This window comes from Butyrivibrio sp. VCD2006 (genome assembly GCF_000423925.1).
Lineage (GTDB): Bacteria > Bacillota > Clostridia > Lachnospirales > Lachnospiraceae > Butyrivibrio.
In genome coordinates this window covers 31,224-46,888 of sequence record NZ_AUIX01000008.1, presented here as the reverse complement: position 1 = coordinate 46,888, position 15,665 = coordinate 31,224, and the positions used below count along the sequence as shown (strand labels likewise).

The following is a 15,665-nucleotide window of genomic DNA, read 5'->3' as shown; positions in this document are numbered from 1 at the left end:
TACCTGATTATTTAATACTCAAAGTATCCGTAAGAAAATCATGCGCATCTTTTGTACTTACAAGCTCTGCGTTCTCATTAGAAAAAACAATTATCTCTATATCCATTTTTCCATCAGCCCAGGCTTCCATGTTTCTCTTAATTTCATTGGCCATCCTCGGAAAAACTTTATCTGATATTTCGGCCTGTGAAATTATCCTCACAGCCTCATCTGTCATCACACACTCTGAAAGCTCACTGTCAAGATTAAGATAGTTCCTTGATAAATCTGATAGGATTTCCATTCTGTGATCACCATACATCGAGTGTGTATTTTTTATTCCACCTGCAACCTTGACAAGCTTACCTATATGCCCGACAAATAAAAGCTTCTCAAAGCCCTCCTCGAGAGCAATCCTAACTGTATCGTAAATAAAGTTTGAGCTCATGACCGGAATGCTTTCATCCATCTGATATTTCTCCGATAAAAATGAAAGTCCGTAATTCCCGGGTGCTGCAAGAAGGGTGCTTCTTCCTTCAGCTTTTCTCATCCTGATCTCGGTTCTTATAGTTTGAACAATAGCATCATCGCTCATGGGTTCAACAATTCCTGTGGTTCCTAAAATAGATATTCCACCGACAATACCAAGCTTTGGGTTGAATGTTTTCTCTGCTATCTCCTCTCCCCTGGGGACACTTATGATAACCTGAACTCCTCTATTTACCGCATCGAACTCATTAAGTACTTCAAGGATATTCTCCTTTATCATTTTCCTTGGAACAGAGTTTATCGCGGCTTCTCCGATTTTCTGATCAAGTCCCGGCTTAGTCACTCTTCCTACTCCGTGGCCGCCGTCTATTGCAATTCCTTCTTCGTCTTTTATGGTAACCTTCGCATAAATATATGCACCTGTCGTAACATCAGGGTCATCGCCTCCGTCCTTTATTACAGCACAGGAGACTGAATCTTTTTCCCTTTTTATATCCATTATTTCAGCGGTATATACCGGGCCTTTTGGAGTTTTGATACTCACAGTATGTATGTCGTCGCATGTAAGGAGCATTTTTAGTGCTGCCTTGGAAGCTGCGGCTGCGCAGCTTCCTGTGGTGTATCCGCATCTTAATTTTTTTCCGGCTTTTTCTACGTATAGAGGTTCCATTTATTACCCTCATCCGGCGCTACGCGCCACCTTCCCCCAGTGGGGGAAGGCTATAAAACTATTCTTTTTTTCCCCTAAGCAGGAAGGTATTTATCCATATAAGATTGCTATCCCCATATGCCTTCCCCCACTGGGGGAAGGCTATAAAACTATTCTTTATTTTTTCCTAAACAGGAAGGTATCAATCCATATAAGATTGCTATCCCCATATGCCTTCCCCCACTAGGGGAAGGCTATAAAACTATTCTTTATTTTTTCCTAAGCAGGAAGGTATCAATACATATAAGATTGCTATCCCCATATGCCTTCCCCCACTGGGGGAAGGTGGCGCGTAGCGCCGGATGAGGGGTTATATATTATACAGTATAGAATTACATATGGCCGCAGCTACGCCGCTTCCGCCCTTCCTGCCTCTGTTTACGATGTAAGGCACATCACTGCCCAGAATGAGTTCCTTGGCCTCAACCACGTTAACAAATCCAACCGGTACGCCGATTATTAGCTCCGGCTTAAATTCTTCCTCATCCATTAGTTCGCGGAGCTTTATAAGTGCGGTTGGTGCATTACCAATTGCAAAGATAAGAGGCGCATCTATTTTTGCAGCCTTCTCCATGCTTACATAAGCTCTTGTCACGTTTCTCGACTTGGCCTCATCTGCTACATCTTCATCAGCCATAAAACAGTGAACCATTCCGCCATACTTTTCCAGAGTCTTTTTATTTATCCCTGAAAGTGCCATGTTGGTATCCGTAACGATGTGGGCACCGCGCTTAATGGCATCCTTCGCTTTTTCTATAACGCCTTCTGAAAATTCCATAGTATCAGCATATTCAAAATCAGCTGTGGTATGTATGACACGAATAACCGTCGGCTCAAGTACTTTGTCAATCTCCTTACCCATTTCCTCAAGTTCATTTCGAATGATATTAAAGCTCTCCTTCTCTATATCGGAAGGTTTTATATGTTTAATTTCCGTCATCCTCATATCCCAATCGCACTATAGATAAGCTTCCAGTCAAGACTATCCCGCAGTACATCAGAAAGTCTGTCCAGCTCTCTGTTTTGGTGTACTAAGGCGCCTTCAATTTCAGGAACCTTCTCCTTAATGCCCTTTCTGTCATACACAATCTGCAGCAGCTTCTTAGTCAGTTCCGGCTCATCAAAAAAGCCGTGTATATATGTACCAAGAACATTTTCATTTGAAATAACGAGTATATCACGTATAGACTTCGAAGCACCTTCTCTTTCAATAATGCTCTCACCCATATGAATTTCATAACCTGAGACCTCAGTTCCTGAAAGCGGCTTATAGCTACCTTCAAGGTCACACAATTTTACCTTAACCTGTTTTAAGGTCTTATCCTTCTTAAATTCTGTCTTTATAGGAAGGAGAGTTAATCCCTTCTCATCTCCTCCGCCCTCTTCACCGCTAAGATCATAAATACTATCACCAAGCATCTGGAAGCCACCACAGATTCCGATAATAAGACTTCCCTTATTTGAGCATTCAATAATCTTGCTATAAAGCCCGGTTTCCTTAAGCCATCGAATATCAGAGAGTGTGTTTTTAGTTCCGGGAATAATAATAATGTCAGCTTTTTCCAATGCATCAGAACTGTTTATATATGAAAGGCTGACACCCGGTATACCTTCGAGAATAGTAAAGTCAGTGTAATTACTTATGAACGGAAGCCTTACAACTACTATGCTAACCTTGCTGTTAATTTCTGATTTTTTATTTATAACAAGTCTCTCAGATACGCTGTCTTCTTCATCGAGATCAAGGTCAACGTATGGAACCACGCCTGCAAAGGGGATATCACAATATGGCTTAAACATTGATAATCCGGGTTCAAGTAAAGAAACATCTCCTCTGAACTTGTTTATAATGAGCCCTTTAATCCTCGCTCTCTCATCCTCAGGCATCAAATTAACCGTTCCGAGAAGCTGAGCGAACACTCCGCCCGGATCAATATTCCCCGCAAGTAAAACCGGTGCATCAAGAATATTTGCAAGCCCCATGTTCACAATATCATTTTCCCTAAGATTTATCTCGACAGGACTTCCTGCACCTTCAATCACAACTATATCGCTATCTTTTGCAAGCCTTTCGTAAGCAGCTTTTATGTCCGGAATAAACTTAGTTTTCATCTTAAAATACTCCGCTGCTCTCATGTTACCGTAAGGTATTCCATTAATTATTACCTGGGAAGTCGTATCTCCCATAGGCTTTAAAAGGATTGGATTCATATCAGATGAAGGCTCTATTCCCGCTGCTGCAGCCTGGAGTGCCTGAGCCCTTCCGATTTCCTTTCCATCTTTTGTAACAAAGGAATTCAGTGCCATGTTCTGGGATTTAAAAGGAGCAACCCTGTATCCATCCTGTTTGAGGATTCTTAAGATTCCTGCGGTCAATATGCTTTTTCCTGCCCCGGACATAGTGCCCTGGATCATTAGATTTTTTGCCATAATATCCTGATCCTTTATTTTAGTTTGTGGAAGAATTCCGTATCTTCTACATCATCTACTATTATTTTATTTAGGCTATCGATGATCGTACCTGTTTTATATGCATACTGATAAAGCGCTTTATCAGTGAAATAAACCTTGCCCTCTTTAAATGCCTTAAAATTTTTAAAGGTTATATCCATGTCCATCAGGCTTTGCAGAGATTCAGGTTCATCCTCGATGGTCGCGTTATAGATTAGAATATCAGCGTTTTCAGCATAATTGTAAAACTCTTCCGTACTTATAGTTATCTGTGAGTTTGCCTTACCATCATCGCTTCCTCCCGGTGCGATATAGCTTCCTCCTGCTTTTTCTATCATCTTTGAAAAGTAATCATTTATCTTTCTTGTTACAATCTGATGATTAGAATTAACTGAAAAGACAGCTACGGTTTTATCGGATAGCTGAATATCCGATAATGCCTCCACAAGCTTCTTTTGTTCTTCAAAGGCTTCAGCTGCTTCTTTTTCTTTGCCTGATATAAGTCCGTAAACCCTTACCCATTCACATCGTCCAAGAGGCCAGGGCTCGTAGCTGGATCTGTCTATAAATACAGGAATACCAAGCTGTTCTATCTTTTCCTGAACCTTAGGTGTATGAAAAATCATCGTGTTTTCAATGGCAAGGTTCACTTCATCCATTACCATTTTTTCATAATCAGGCGCACTGTATTTGCCGCCATAAACAAGTCTGCCCTCGTCCATTGCCTGAACTGCCGATTCAATATACCATCCATCCCTGTCAAGTCCTGATAGTATGATGTCATCTATTGCAGATAAAGCATCGTACTGGCACATGACACTTGAAGCAGCAAGATAAACTCTGTTCAAAGGTCTTTTCAGAACAATAAAGCCTGAAACATCCAGCCCCGATTCATCTTCATCTTCAGGAACGATAAGATACTTTCTTCCATCATCCACACATATCAAAGAATAATCCTTACTGTATCGGTGTATGGCAAAGCATGATGCATAGTCATTTTCATCAGTTGATACATATGTAAGTCCCGAAATCTCAGGCGCATCCATATTATCCGCAACTGCCGCGTCGGCTTCATCTCTGGCCCCTTGTGATGCATTTGTTTTAGCAGCATCCGCCCCATCAGATATAATCGAAAATCTCAAAGTATACTCAATAAGATGCGGCGTACTCATGGCAACAGTATCAGCCTTTACAGCCATATCCTCATCCAGCTTAACGGGAATTATGAATTCGGAATTCCCATCCGTATTCACAGGATAGTAGGTCTCACCATCCACGATCATATAATCATAGTTCCTGCTACTCCAAAAAATGTCAGCAGTAGCCTTACCGTTCTCGATAGTTATCTTACAGGGACTCTCTATATATGCTCTCCCGCTGCCACCCGATAAAGTGACAGATGCGGCGTACTCCCCATCGGAAATACCGCCGCATCCTGCCATAAATACCGTGATCAGCAGGAATAACATTGTACTTTTTATGAAAAGAAATATTTCCCGCCTTTTTTCCATAACCTGTTACTTGATTACAGCTCCTGTGTGCTCTACATAAATTTTCTGAACATCCTCTATTCCGCCAAGACCGGCAATCTGACATTCTATGCTCTCGAAGGATCCATCAGCTTCAAAGCCGCTCTTCCAGGAATCATCGTCATCACCTGCCATATCGTTGTTAGCATGATCACCTGCAACAACCATAAGGGGACGAAGAATAACCTTCTTATATCCGCCTTCCTTTACCTTGCTTATTACATTTGAAAGCTCTGTTTCCTCAGGCTCGCCTTCAACGGTTCCGATAAATACATTCTCGTATCCGAGCTTATCCATCTGAGTCTGCATCTGGTTATAAGTTACATTTGCTGTATGTGATGTACCGTGTCCCATGAACACGAAGGCTGTGCCATCTTCCTTTGCAGCATCAAGACTGTCGAACCCAGCTGTTTTTACAGCTTCTGCCGTAATTGCCTTAGCAACTGCTTCCTTATCCTCATTGATAACAGTTGCATCTTTTCCTACTTCACCAAGAAGAGGTTCAGCGATTGCAACAGACTCGAATTTATCCTTATTACTTTCAACTACTTCCATAAGCTCGTCATACTCAGCGCCGTGCATAAGATGTGTGGGCTGAACAACAAGATTCTTTACTCCATTATCGATGGCACGCTGGATTGCCTGCTCCATATTGTCAATCTTCTCTCCATCCCTTGCATTTACGTGATTGATGATTATCTGTGCTGTAAAAGCGCGGCGAACTGACCAGTCCGGATATGCAGCAGCAAGTGCTTTCTCAATACCACCGATGTCCTCTGCTCTGCTGTCATTGAAGGAGGTGCCAAAGCTTACAACAAGAAGCTCGTTCTCACCTATATCATCACCGTTAAGCGGATCATCCTTTGAAGCATCACCGGTATCTCTTCCGAAGTAATCGGGATCTGCATCTTCACCCTCTACAAGCTCTTTCTGCTCATCTGTAAGTGCATCCCATGCCTTCTTTGCTTCTGCACAAAGAGAATCTGTCTCCTCAGTCCAGGTCTGAACATATATTGAATCAATAAGCTTTGCTACATTATCCGCTGCCACCTGATCATCATCTCCTGCTCCGGCTGCTGCATCAGCCTCTTCTTTTGTCTGAACATCAGATACAGTTACTTCGTGATCATACCATTTTCCCTTTGTTCCAATGAGTGCAAGATCGAAGGGCTCATCTAATTCCGGAACAGGTACGTCAAACCCATAAACTTCTTCTGTTGTACCATCCTCGTACTCTACAGTATCAGTTGTGGGCTCTAAAAGCTCTGCGCCATCCTCCTGTGCCTCGTCTGCTGTTCCGGGGAACAGATTAACAATATTCTTGGAAGGAAGTGCGATGTGAATTGTCATCTCGCCGTCCTTAACCGTAAGTATTCCCAAATCGTTATATGCTTCATTTACATGGAACATGGAGCTGTCAGTAGTGAATTTTGCCAGGTAAGTTCCATCTTCGAGTTCTGCTTCGAAGTCTTCATCATCTAATTCGACTTCTTCCTCTTCTGCGTCATCCTCTGTTTCTTCTTCGGACTCTTCTGCGTCTTCATCTGCTTCATCTGCTTCATCTTTTACTTCCTCTGCAGCCTCTTCTGAAACCTCCGATGTAGCTTCCGATGAACTTTCTGTTTTCTTCCCACTGCATCCTGCCATGGCAGATACAACCATCATTGCAGCCAAAATGACCGCCAGTGTTCTTTTTTTCATAATTTTTCTCCTTTTTGATAATGTCCCCATCATAAGATACTATATGAACAAAAAAGTTCTGACCAAAGTCAGAACTTTTTGCACGCAAAATAATGTATGGCCCCTCATCCGTCAGCTTCGCTGACACCTTCTCCCTTGGGAGAAGGCAAAAATTAAGCATCATATACTTAAAGATGAGATAAATAATTCACCATCCAATAATAAGCTTCGTACAGTCAATTCCTCGTGACTTGGTTTCCCATGTACGACGACAGGCAGGTCTCCCGGCTGATTGATTCCATAGCGTATCGCGAAACATTCATAAATAATCGCGTGTACCAATGCGCTTTTTTCTCCCTTCCCAAACGAATTCAGTGGGTCAGATATAAATGAAGCTCCTTATACCTGTCAGAAAACAGCTCTCAAAACACGGTGACGAGATCGTGCGGGATTCTCACCCGCTTCCCTTTTCACTTGCGCAGCATAAATGCCCGCAAACACCTTCCGCCTTATTCAATTTATTCGTCTAATATAGCACATGTCCAACTGTACAACAACTATTTACAAAGAATATAAGAGATAATCCTCTAATCCTCTCTGAAGTAGCTTATTGTTTCTGTCAGATCATCAGCAAGGCGCTGTAGCTCACTTGCGGATTCGCTGATAACTGTAAATGTAGCATTGAGCTCCTGCATGGAAGCATTAGTCTCCTGCGATGAAGCAGCGTTCTCCTGGGATATTGCAGAGAGATCAGCAATAATCTCAATAAGCTGATCCTTGGCTGTTGTAAGCTGATTGGCAAGTCCTGCAATATTGTCAGCACTTGTCGATACATTAGCCACATTCTGTGCCATTGTCTGCATGTTCACCTTGGTCGCATCAAGCTGATCAGACTGCTGTCCGAAGTTATCGCTTAGCTTCTGCATTACTTCCACTGAAGCTTCGGAATCAGCAAGCAGTTTATCAACAATTTTCTTAATCTCATCGGCACTCTTACTTGACTGTTCAGCAAGCTGTCCTATCTCAGTTGCAACTACCGCAAAGCCTTTTCCTGCCTCACCTGCTCTTGCTGCCTCTATTGATGCATTAAGAGACAAAAGATTGGTTTGTGATGCAATACTTGTGATGGCTTCAGAAAAAGTTGAAATCGATTTTGCCGATTCATTTGTTGAATCAATAGTTTCGCCAATCTCTTTTACGGAATTCTGAACCTCGGTACTTGATCTTATTAGATTATCGAGAGCTTCCATAGCCTGATCACAGGCACCCTTCATCTCTGATGCATAACCATCAAGCTGTTCAACATTGGTGGCAATATTCTCAATATCATTGCCTATATTCTGTGTGTTATTAGCAGCATTTTCTATGCTGTCTGCCTGACTTACAGCACCTTTTGCAATTTCATCAACCGCGGTACTTACAAGTCCTGAAGCCTCAGTAGCCTGTCCTGCCGAATTCGAGAGCTCACTTCCCTCTCTCTTAAGCTCGGTTGACATTTTAACTGTTGTCCTTATAACATCACCAAGCTTATTGCTAAGTGTCTGGGCTCCGTCTGCAAGAATACCAAGCTCATCCTTTCTTGCTATTGTTGCTTCATCAATATTAAGATTTATCTTACCTTGCGATAGTTTATCAAGCTCTGCAGCAATTCCCTGCATCTTAGTTGATGTGTTATTGGCAATAACAACACCTGTAATGGCAAGCACCACTACCATCACAACAGTAATGATTGAAAGAAGGAGAATGATGTTCGTAATCGCTCTGGTAATATCTTCACTTTGTCTTCCGGAAAATACCATGCCTATTATTGAACCATCAGCATTTTTTATTGGTACATAATATCCAAGATACTTCTGTCCCTCAATGACCAGGTTATTTGCGTAATAATCAGCTCCACCCTTTAATGTTGTGCTTATAACCTTATCGGATGCCTTAGTTCCAACAAGTCTCTCAGTGGTATTTTTTTTAAGAATAGTTGTGATGATACGGGTATCACCGTAAAAAATAGTGTAATCAAGACTTGTCTGACTATGAAGCTCATCCATAAGTTCTTCATATTCTTCAGAGACGTCCTGCTCACCTTTTCTTAAAATGCCATCTTCATATGACCAGTCACCATCCCACACGCTATTCATTTCACTTGCGAGATGCTCCGCCGTCGCCTTAAGTTCTTCTTCTGCAAGGGAATTGTAAATTCTATTGATCTCATAGCCACTTATGATATTAAGCACGAGACCAATTCCAACCATTGCACCTACAGCAATGAATATTAATTTGTATATGAGTTTTCTTTTGCGGATTACCGGCGCTTGACTTGCTGTAGACATATGAAAATCCCCCTCTCCAAAAACAAAACAAGAAAAATAATAATCCCTAATGGCATCATATAATATCGTAGAAATATTCACAATATTCTGAGCAGCCCAAACAGTAAGTTTTATAATGTTTTAATAAATAGATAATAATTATATCAAACAGTAATCTCTCCGCTTATTACTCTTCTATAATCGACCAGATTTTTCTTTAAGAGTTCAGGGGTGTTGAGGCCGTAGGGGCACCTGCTCATGCATGCTCCGCAGTTGATGCAATCGTCTATCTTTGCCATTTTTTCCTGCCATTCTTCGGATAGCCATCCGGCAGTGGGGGCTCTTCTGATCATCAGAGACATTCTGGCACACTGATTTATCTCAATTCCTGCAGCACAGGGCAGACAATAACCGCAGCCTCTGCAAAAATCTCCTGAGAGTTCCTTTCTCTCATTTTCAATAAATGCCTTGATTTCAGATGTCATCTCAGGCTCGTTATCAAAAAATGCAAGCCATTCCTCAAGCTCATTCACTCTTTGAATGCCCCAGATTGGAATAACATTTGGATACTCAAGCATAAATGCCATAGCTGCTTTAGAGTTTGTAATGAGTCCTCCGGCAAGTCCCTTCATAGCTACAAAGCCTACATTCAGTTCCTCGCATTTCTTAACCAGAGCAATATCCTTCTCATCGGCAAGATAACTGAAGGGGAACTGCATTGTTTCATACAGGCCGGATTCTACGCATTCCATAGCTACTGCAATTCTGTGAGATGTAACTCCAATATGTCTTATCATGCCCTTAGCTTTAGCCTCCTGCATGCACTCATACATACCTGTTCCGTCTCCCGGTTTGTAGCACTGAGTAACCATATGGAACTGGTAAACATCAATATAATCAGTTCTCAGATTTTTCAGTGAGGTTTCAAGATCCTTCCAGAATCCCTCGGGAGTCTTGGCGGTAGTTTTGGTCGCAATGTAAATCTTATCGCGCATACCATCGAAGGCTTCCCCAAGCTTTTCTTCACTGTCGCTATATGCTCTTGCAGTGTCAAAATATCTCATACCACCTTCATAGGCGCGGCGAAGAATTTTAACACTTGTCTCCATATCATCTCTTTGTATCGGTAATGCACCAAAGCCGTTCTGCGGCACTACTATTCCTGTTTTTCCTAACGTTACATTTCTCATAGAAATCCTCCTAAATTTGCATAACACTTTGCCTACCTAATTATATCAGATGCATCCCATGCTTTCTAAGTTATTTTCTGTATGTCTTAATTTTTTATAGAACAAAGAGTCGCTCGCGACTCTTTGCGCGCTGGTGCGCGCAAGCTTTAGCTTGCAAAATTCATCTGCGCACCAGTCGCATCCTTAGCGGAGCGCTTTTTATTCAAGAGGAAATCCAAAGGAATTTCCTCTTGAATAAAAAAACCCACTCCCTTTTTTAGGAAGTGGGTAAATATTTTAACAAAAATAACTAATTATCTTTTAACGCGAGCTCCTGCTCCGCCCATGATAGCTTCAACCTCTGAAAGTGTAGCCATTGTTGTATCACCGGGTGTTGTCATAGCAAGTGCGCCATGAGCTGTGCCGTAGTTAACAGCCTTCTCAGCATCTGCTGTTGTCATAAGGCCATAGATAAGCCCTGATGCGAAGGAGTCTCCTCCACCAACTCTGTCAAGAATCTCAAGTCCCTTATAGTCCTTAGCCTTGTAGATATTTCCATCTGCCCAGCAGAGAGCTGACCAGTCATTAACAGTTGCTGTCTTAACAGTTCTAAGAGTTGTTGCAACTACTTTGAAGTTAGGATAAACCTTTGCAGCTTCATCGATCATCTTCTTGTAACCATCAAGGTTTAATTCCTTAAGATTTTCATCATTGCCTTCGATCTCGAATCCAAGACATGCTGTGAAATCTTCCTCGTTACCGATCATTACGTCAACATACTTAGCGATCTCTTTATTTACTTCCTGTGCCTTCTCCTTGCCACCGATTGCAGACCACATGGAAGCTCTGTAGTTGAGGTCGTAAGAAACAACTGTGCCATACTTTTTAGCTGTCTTAATAGCCTTAACAACTGTTTCTGCAGACTGCTCTGAAAGAGCTGCATAGATTCCGCCTGTATGGAACCATCTTACGCCAAGCTCACCGAAGATATAGTCAAAATCGAATTCTTTGTCAGTTGCCTGTGAGATTGCTGTGTTAGCTCTGTCTGAACATGAAAGAGCACCTCTGATACCAAAGCCTCTCTCTACAAAATTAAGACCATTTCTGCACTCACGTCCGATACCGTCTGTCTTCTTCCAATAAATAAGAGATGTATCAACACCGCCCTGGAGAATAAAATCCTCAACAAGGTGACCAACTTCGTTATCAGCAAAAGCTGTAATAACACCTGTGTTCATACCGAAGCATCTGCGAAGTCCGCGTATAACATTGTACTCTCCGCCGCCTTCCCAAACCTTGAATTCTCTGGCAGTACGAATTCTTCCTTCACCGGGATCAAAGCGGAGCATGATCTCTCCGAGTGATACCGCATCATATTTACAGTCCTTCTTATCCTTAAGATTTAAATTCATTTTATTTGTCTCCCTGTTCTGTATTATAATCCTTGTGGAGTCTATAGTAAGCGGTAAATGCGTTTGGCGGTTACTATAGATCCCCTCATCTGTCAGCTTCGCTGACACCTTCCCCCCAGGGGGAAGGCAAATAAAGTTGGAAATCTCCTTTTATAATCAAAACTCAAAATCCTTCATTTAAACTCAAATTCCATATAATCAAAACTCAAAATACTTTACGGCGTTCCTGCCGCAAATGTTCTTTATCATTTCTTTTAAGTATTGCTCGTCCCATGGATACTCTCCGTTTTCAACCCATGATCCGATTTTGTTGCAAAGAATCCTTCTGTAGAGCTCATGTCTTGGGAATGACAAAAAGCTTCTTGAATCCGTCAGCATGCCTATAGAAGTTGATATAAGCGAAGCATCTGACATCGCTTCAATCTGTCTCTCCATTCCGTTTTTGTGATCGCAGAACCACCAAGCGGCGCCAAGCTGAACCTTACCCTTTGTTCCCTTTTCATTTCCACAGAAATTGCCGGCCATGGCTGCAAGCATCTCTGTATCCTTGGGATTCAGGCAATACAGAATGGTTTTGGGCAGCTCATCGGTTAAATCCATTGCGTTTAACAATGCAGAAAGTTGAGGCGCATAGTTAAAATCATTTAATGAATCAAAGCCTGTATCTGCTCCAAGAAGTGCAAGGCATCTCTTTGAATTACTTCTTATTGCACCGATATGAAGCTGCATTACAAGTCCGTGAGCTGAATACTTTTTACCAAGTTCTGTCAGCAAATAGCCCTTGAATTTGCCGCACTCTTCCTCAGAGAGAGCTTCACCTTTAAGCTTTTTCTTGAAAAGTTCGTCTACTTCATTTAAGTCTGTCCTTACAAAGAAAGTACTTTCAAGGCTATGATCTGATACTCTGCATCCATTCTCCACAAAGAATATCATTCTCTTTTCAAGTGCTTCAAGAAGACTGTCTACATCCTCAATCTTTACTCCTGAAACATCTGAAAGCTTTTCTATATAATCTGCGAAGTCTTCCTTCTCTATTCCGATAGCCTTCTCAGGTCTAAAGGATGGAAGGACCTTGATCTCAAAGCCATCCTCTCTAAGCTTCTTATGCCATTCAAGAGAATCTGCCGGATCATCTGTTGTGCAAAGAACAGCTACCTTCTGCATTCTGAGAAGATTCCTTACAGAGTACTCTCTGGTACGTAGCTTCTCATTGCAGGCATCCCATATTTCTTTAGCTGTATCCGCTGATAAAGGAGTGGTTATACCAAAGTATCTCTGAAGCTCCATGTGTGTCCAATGGTACAGAGGATTACCAATGAGATTTTGAACCGTGTCAGCCCAGGCAACAAGTTTGTCGTAGTAATCACCGTCGCCTGTTATCAGCTTTTCTGATACTCCATTTGCACGCATCGCTCTCCATTTGTAATGGTCCCCGGAAAGCCATGCCTCTCCTATATTATCAAAGCATTTGTCCTCGTAGATTTCCTTTGGATTCAAATGATTGTGAAAATCTATTATCGGTTCGTCCTTAGCAGCCTCATGAAAAAGCGCTACGGCCACATCACTGCCCAATAAGAAATTATCATCCATAAACTTCTTCATATGTATGTCCGTTTTCCTCCTGTACTCCGGTAAAAATTCTGTCAGCATCCGGAGTGTTTAAGTTAAATAGCTTTAAGCTCCCTTCTAATGCTGCCTTTTCCCTGAAGCTTTTTATAAATGTCCAGAACTCTCTCAGCAAGGCTGTCTTCATAGAGGTCAGTACCGAACACATCACTTCTCTTAAGTACTTCTTCAGGAGAAAGCGCCTTTAATTCATCAAGGAGCGGATCCGGACTCTGCTCAAAGGCATTGCCCTCATCATCGATCCCCTCAAGGTATCTGAGATATCCCGCAAGTACAAAAGGAATAACCTTAAGATCCTCTGTGCTGAGATTATCAGCCTTTTTATAAGCCTTGATTGTCTCGCCAAATCTGATAGGGAGCTTCTGTGAAGTATCACAGGCAATTCTCTGGGGTGTATCAGGCATGAAAGGATTAGGAAGTCTCTTTGTCAAAACTGCATCAAGGAAATCTGCAGGTGATAAAACCTTAGGATCAACCACGGTCTTCATACCTTCGTCTTTGCCAAGCTTTGTAACCAGTCTCTTTAAGTCCTCATCATCCATCTCATCATGAATTGTCTTATAGCCAAGAAGGCATCCGTAAATTGCCAGGGCTGTATGAAGAGGATTGAGACAAGTGCAGACCTTCATCTTCTCAGTCTTATCAACTGTCTCTCTGTCTGTGAAAACAAAACCTCCCTTTTCATAAGGAGCTCTGCCATTAGGGAATTTATCCTCAATTACAAGGTATTCTGTCTCCTCAGCATTAACAAAAGGAGCTACATAAGTATTCTTGGAGGTTACGATGGGTGCTGCATTTTCTACTCCATCAGCCTCGATCATCTCTCTGATTGTGTCATCGGGTCTTGGTGTGATCTTATCGATCATAGTAAGCGGGAAAGCTACAACTGAAGGATCATTTATGTAGTCCACAAAAGCCTTCTCACATTTTCCGCTCTCTGCCCACTCATTTGCGATCTCTGTAACAGCTTCCTTAAGCTTGTCACCATTGTGTGAGCAGTTATCCATGCTGACAACAGATACCGGAAGCTTTCCTGCCTTAAATCTTTCAAGCAAAAGTCCTACAACCTTATCCATGTAAGCTCTGGTCTTATAGCCCTTCTCAGTGATTGTAAAGCTTACGATCTGAAGTGAAGGTGCTCTGAAAATCTCACGAAGTCTTTCTATTTCCTTCTCATTTTCCTCATCAAGAATGCATGACTCCACGATTGAGCCAATAACCTTTTTCTCAACTGTTCCGTCAGCCTTAAGCGTGGCAAGGATGCTGAGATTGTCAGAGGGTCTGTTGTATTTCTCGATGATCTCATAGTCGTAGCCCTCAGCCACAATGAGACCTGTGTCAATAAATCCGCTGTTTAAAAGCTCTTCACATACATTAGCCTGAAAAGCTCTGAAAATATTACCTGCACCAAAGTGAATCCAAGCAGGATTCTCCTTAGTATTAGCAGCTACCTTCTCTCTGTCATAAAGAGGAAGCTTGTAGCCCTTCTCCTCCCAGGCAGCTCTGTCCTTTAATCCCTCATTTGTCAGTTTAAGCATTTTAGCCCCTCACTTCCTTTACGATCTCTGCAGCCTCTCTTGTAAGCTCCTCAATCTTTGCAAAGTTGCCTGATTCGATAAGCTCGTTCTTTACCATCCATGTGCCGCCACATGCAACGATTTTCTTAAATGCAAGATAATCTCTTACATTGTCCTTATTGATACCGCCTGTGGGCATGAATGTAAGATTTGTATAAGGTGCTGCGACAGCCTTGATCATCGGAAGTCCGCCTGCAGGCTCAGCAGGGAAGAACTTTACAAAATCAAGTCCAAGCTCCATTGCCTGCTCCATCTCTGAAGGAGTCTGTGTTCCGGGTGTTACCGGATATCCCTTCTCAAGGCAGTGCTTAACAACTGTAGGATTAAAGCCGGGAGCAACTATGAACTTCGCACCTGCTGCCATAGCTCTGTCAGCCTGATCAGGTGTAAGTACCGTGCCTGCTCCAACAAGCATATCGGGAAAATCCTTTGATAATATCTTTATTGTCTCCTCTGCAGCAGCTGTTCTGAAAGTAACTTCAGCAGCAGGAAGTCCGCCATTCATAAGTGCCTCACCAAGGGCATGTGCGTCCTTCGCATCCTCAAGAACAACTACCGGGATAATTCCTATTTTTGAAAATTTCTTTTTTATCTCTTCGTACATACCAAAACTCCTTACGATATATTTCTTTTAGTCCATACTAGATATTTACTGAGTTTTAAGCCATTGTTGCATTTGTTCTTTACATTGCATTTCTTGTCATTGTATGTTAGTTTGTTTTTTACCGATAAATTGCA

General features: G+C 42.1%; 11 protein-coding genes and 1 riboswitch. All 11 genes read right to left on the bottom strand.

Features of this window, described 5'->3' with window-relative positions; translation table 11 throughout:
* Positions 1-7: 7 nt before the first annotated feature.
* The gene (gene cbiD, locus G586_RS0105090; protein ID WP_026526862.1) at positions 8-1,138 is read right to left on the bottom strand and encodes a cobalt-precorrin-5B (C(1))-methyltransferase CbiD; all 1,131 of its coding nucleotides are present in this window, start codon (positions 1,136-1,138) and stop codon (positions 8-10) included.
* 349 nt (positions 1,139-1,487) lie between these two features.
* The gene (locus G586_RS0105085; RefSeq protein WP_330363238.1) at positions 1,488-2,117 is read right to left on the bottom strand and encodes a precorrin-8X methylmutase; all 630 of its coding nucleotides are present in this window, start codon (positions 2,115-2,117) and stop codon (positions 1,488-1,490) included.
* Between the two features lie 2 nt (positions 2,118-2,119).
* Positions 2,120-3,607, bottom strand: a complete 1,488-nt coding sequence (locus tag G586_RS0105080) for a cobyric acid synthase (protein ID WP_026526860.1) — start codon at positions 3,605-3,607, stop codon at positions 2,120-2,122.
* Between the two features lie 14 nt (positions 3,608-3,621).
* Positions 3,622-5,139, bottom strand: coding sequence for an ABC transporter substrate-binding protein (locus tag G586_RS21805; protein WP_051204549.1), 1,518 nt, complete (start codon positions 5,137-5,139; stop codon positions 3,622-3,624).
* A 6-nt stretch (positions 5,140-5,145) separates the two neighbouring features.
* Positions 5,146-6,309, bottom strand: coding sequence for a sirohydrochlorin cobaltochelatase (locus G586_RS27475; RefSeq protein WP_051204590.1), 1,164 nt, complete (start codon positions 6,307-6,309; stop codon positions 5,146-5,148).
* Positions 6,310-7,094: 785 nt separating this feature from the next.
* A riboswitch (cobalamin riboswitch) is annotated at positions 7,095-7,357 on the bottom strand.
* 67 nt (positions 7,358-7,424) lie between these two features.
* The gene (locus G586_RS0105065) at positions 7,425-9,164 is read right to left on the bottom strand and encodes a methyl-accepting chemotaxis protein (protein WP_026526859.1); all 1,740 of its coding nucleotides are present in this window, start codon (positions 9,162-9,164) and stop codon (positions 7,425-7,427) included.
* A gap of 143 nt (positions 9,165-9,307) precedes the next feature.
* On the bottom strand, positions 9,308-10,333 hold the full coding sequence (locus G586_RS0105060; protein WP_026526858.1) for an aldo/keto reductase: 1,026 nt from the start codon (positions 10,331-10,333) through the stop codon (positions 9,308-9,310).
* A gap of 293 nt (positions 10,334-10,626) precedes the next feature.
* The gene (locus tag G586_RS0105055; RefSeq protein WP_026526857.1) at positions 10,627-11,724 is read right to left on the bottom strand and encodes a sugar kinase; all 1,098 of its coding nucleotides are present in this window, start codon (positions 11,722-11,724) and stop codon (positions 10,627-10,629) included.
* Between the two features lie 198 nt (positions 11,725-11,922).
* Entirely contained in the window at positions 11,923-13,326 is a 1,404-nt protein-coding gene (gene uxaC, locus G586_RS0105050) for a glucuronate isomerase (RefSeq protein WP_026526856.1), read from the bottom strand.
* Between the two features lie 62 nt (positions 13,327-13,388).
* Positions 13,389-14,888: a mannitol dehydrogenase family protein gene (locus G586_RS0105045; RefSeq protein ID WP_026526855.1), complete on the bottom strand. Its 1,500-nt coding sequence runs from the start codon at positions 14,886-14,888 to the stop codon at positions 13,389-13,391.
* A 1-nt stretch (position 14,889) separates the two neighbouring features.
* On the bottom strand, positions 14,890-15,531 hold the full coding sequence (locus G586_RS0105040; RefSeq protein WP_026526854.1) for a bifunctional 4-hydroxy-2-oxoglutarate aldolase/2-dehydro-3-deoxy-phosphogluconate aldolase: 642 nt from the start codon (positions 15,529-15,531) through the stop codon (positions 14,890-14,892).
* Positions 15,532-15,665: the final 134 nt, after the last annotated feature.

What these genes read in the sequence shown, in the direction of transcription:
- cbiD (WP_026526862.1), bottom strand. Translation starts at nt 1,138, where the DNA reads ATGGAACCTCTATACGTAGAAAAAGCCGGAAAAAAATTAAGATGCGGA.
- G586_RS0105085 (WP_330363238.1), bottom strand. Translation starts at nt 2,117, where the DNA reads ATGACGGAAATTAAACATATAAAACCTTCCGATATAGAGAAGGAGAGC.
- G586_RS0105080 (WP_026526860.1), bottom strand. Translation starts at nt 3,607, where the DNA reads ATGGCAAAAAATCTAATGATCCAGGGCACTATGTCCGGGGCAGGAAAA.
- G586_RS21805 (WP_051204549.1), bottom strand. Translation starts at nt 5,139, where the DNA reads ATGGAAAAAAGGCGGGAAATATTTCTTTTCATAAAAAGTACAATGTTA.
- G586_RS0105065 (WP_026526859.1), bottom strand. Translation starts at nt 9,164, where the DNA reads ATGTCTACAGCAAGTCAAGCGCCGGTAATCCGCAAAAGAAAACTCATA.
- G586_RS0105060 (WP_026526858.1), bottom strand. Translation starts at nt 10,333, where the DNA reads ATGAGAAATGTAACGTTAGGAAAAACAGGAATAGTAGTGCCGCAGAAC.
- G586_RS0105055 (WP_026526857.1), bottom strand. Translation starts at nt 11,724, where the DNA reads ATGAATTTAAATCTTAAGGATAAGAAGGACTGTAAATATGATGCGGTA.
- uxaC (WP_026526856.1), bottom strand. Translation starts at nt 13,326, where the DNA reads ATGAAGAAGTTTATGGATGATAATTTCTTATTGGGCAGTGATGTGGCC.
- G586_RS0105045 (WP_026526855.1), bottom strand. Translation starts at nt 14,888, where the DNA reads ATGCTTAAACTGACAAATGAGGGATTAAAGGACAGAGCTGCCTGGGAG.
- G586_RS0105040 (WP_026526854.1), bottom strand. Translation starts at nt 15,531, where the DNA reads ATGTACGAAGAGATAAAAAAGAAATTTTCAAAAATAGGAATTATCCCG.